General features: G+C 71.2%; 1 protein-coding gene. It reads right to left on the bottom strand.

All coding sequences use genetic code 11. From position 1 onward, the window contains the following. Positions 1-1,979, bottom strand: a 1,979-nt coding sequence (locus G4D87_RS37100; protein WP_163787491.1) for a PAS domain-containing protein, incomplete at both ends; no start/stop codon positions are given.

Genomic DNA, 1,979 nt, shown 5'->3' with positions numbered 1-1,979 from the left:
GCCCCAGCCCGCCCCGGGCGCCCTTTCGCTCCGGGCGCTTCATCGGTTCGAACAGGCAGGTCCGAAGCTCCGGGGCAATGGGCCCGCCCGAATTGTGGACGGTCAGCAGCACGTCGTCACGCAGCCCCTGCGTGCGGATGCGCACCGGGCAGTGCTCCGGGCTGTAGCTGAGCGCGTTGTTGACCAGGTTGGTGATGACCTGCGCCAGCCGGTCCGCGTCCCACAGCCCATGACCGTCTCCCCGGCACTCCAGCTCCAGCCTCCGCTCCGGGCGGGCGAGCCGGACCTCCTCCACCACCTGCCGTGTCAGCTCGTGCAGGTCCAGCCACCGGGGCTCCATGGGAATGCCACCACCCAGCCGTGCCTGCGTGAAGTCGAGCAAGTCCCTCAGCATGCGCGTGGCACGCTCGGCGCTGGAGAGGATGCGGCCCACTCCCTTGCGGAGCCGCTCATCCAGGCCCTCCCGCCGCAGCATCGCGGTGGCGGACATGCTGATGGCGGAGAGGGGATTGCGCAGGTCGTGGCTGACGATGCCGATGAGGAGCTGCTCGAACTCCGCGCGCCGCTTCGCCTCCAGCTCCGTGGCCCGCCGCTCGGTGATGTCCTGCATGGCGCCCACCATGCGCGCCGCGTGGCCCTCCTCGTCGCGAATCACCTGCCCCCGGTCGGAGATGACGGCCCAGGTGCCATCCCCGCGCAGGAAGCGGTACTCGTCCGTCCAATGGCTCGCGCCCTGGTCGATGACGGTCCGCATGTCCCGGGCAATCCGCTCGCGGTCCTCCGGATGGATGTGCTCCGTCCACCACTCGATGTCCCGCCGCGGGGCGCCCGGGGTCAGCCGGAACTGGACGGCGGCCAGCTCGCTCCATTCGATGGTCCCCGCGTCCAGGTCCCAGTCATAGATGACGTCGCTGGTCGCCAGCGTGGCCAGCCGGTAGCGCAGCTCCGACTGGCGCAGCACCTCCTCGGCGCGCCGCCGCTCGCTGATGTCCAGCGACACGCCCGCCACGCTCATCACGCTGCCGTCGGGCCCGATGACGGGTGAGACGCCCGTCATGAAATAGGAGCCCGCCATCTCCACCTCCAGGGTGAAGGACTGTCCCTCCTGGGCGCGCAGCGTGGCGGCCACGAGGTCCGGCCGGTCGCGGTACACGTCGAACGCGGAGCGCCCCACGTAGGCGCCTCGCTCCAGTCCCAGCGCGCTCAGCCGCTCGCCCTCGAAGAGGGTGATGATGCCCCGCGCGTCCGTGGCCCAGAGGACGACAGGCAGCTGGGTGACGATGCGGCGCAGGTGCTCACGGGCCTCGTCCCGCTCGCGCTCCAGCCGCTTCGACTCGGTGAGGTCCGCGGAGAAGCCACACACGCCAATGACGCGCCCCTGCGCGTCCGGCAGGGGGAACTTGAGGGTCTGGAAGACGCGCGTCCCGTTGGGGAGCGGCACGTGCTCGTCGATGGTGAGCTGCTGGCCCGTGTCCAGCACCTGCCGGTCGTTGAGGGTGAGGGTGCTGGCGACCTCCGTGGAGAACAGGTCGAAGTCGGTGCGCCCCAACACATCGCGCCGGAGCTTGCCGGAGGTCTTTTCGAAGCCGTGGTTCACGTAGAGGTAACGGCCCGCCGTGTCCTTGGCGTAGATGACCGTCGGCGCGTGGTCGAGCAGCTGATGCAGCCAGGCCCCCGTGGCGCGGGCGGTGCGCTCATCCTCCAGCGAGGACTGGCCCACCGCCTCCGCCAGCCCCGCGTCGAGCACCTGGGCCAGCGCGCGCAGCCCCGCGAGCTCGGGGACCCAGCCCACGGACTCCAGGCTCTCGAGGATGGCCTCGTGCAGCGCGCCATACTCGGCCACCAGCGCGCTGATGCCGAAGCCCGCCAGGTAGCGCTCACGGCCATGCGCACGGCCCAGGGCGCGGGCCTCCGCCAGCCGCTCTACCCTGGAGGGGATTCGGAGCAGCGCCCCCAGCCGCCCCACGAGCGCGTGGAGC

It is taken from the genome of Myxococcus vastator (assembly GCF_010894475.1).
GTDB lineage: Bacteria > Myxococcota > Myxococcia > Myxococcales > Myxococcaceae > Myxococcus > Myxococcus vastator.
This window is presented reverse-complemented; position numbering and strand designations above follow the sequence as displayed.